The organism is Vibrio sp. 10N.222.49.C9, from assembly GCF_041474985.1.
Classification (GTDB): domain Bacteria; phylum Pseudomonadota; class Gammaproteobacteria; order Enterobacterales; family Vibrionaceae; genus Vibrio; species Vibrio crassostreae_C.
In genome coordinates this window covers 1-333 of record NZ_JBFRVD010001026.1, presented here as the reverse complement: position 1 = coordinate 333, position 333 = coordinate 1, and the positions used below count along the sequence as shown (strand labels likewise).

Sequence of the window (333 nt, the reverse complement as noted above, 5' to 3'; positions counted from 1 at the left end):
ATCACTAAAGTTTCAACAGCATCACTGCCTGGAGTAAAGCTAATATTGCCAGTATTTGTTTGGCCAACTTCGCCGGTTTCTATATACGCTACTGGGCTGGTTGGGGCTGTGGGTGCGACGTTATCGGTAATGTTGATGTTAATATTTGCACTGCCACTATCACCCTCGGAGTCACTGGCAATGACAGGTAGCACTAGTTTGGTTAGGTCTGTAGTTGGATCTTGCTCGATAGGCTGAGACTGAGTAACAAGGTAATTACCATCGTTGTCGATAGTGACCCGCAATACTTCCTCACCCGAAAGCGAGGTGACTACCAGAGTCTTGGCATCAGTC

1 protein-coding gene is annotated in these 333 nt (G+C 47.1%); it reads right to left on the bottom strand.

What is annotated here, in order from left to right:
* The coding region (locus AB4585_RS26730; RefSeq protein WP_372171766.1) for a hypothetical protein at positions 1-333 on the bottom strand (333 nt) is incomplete at both ends.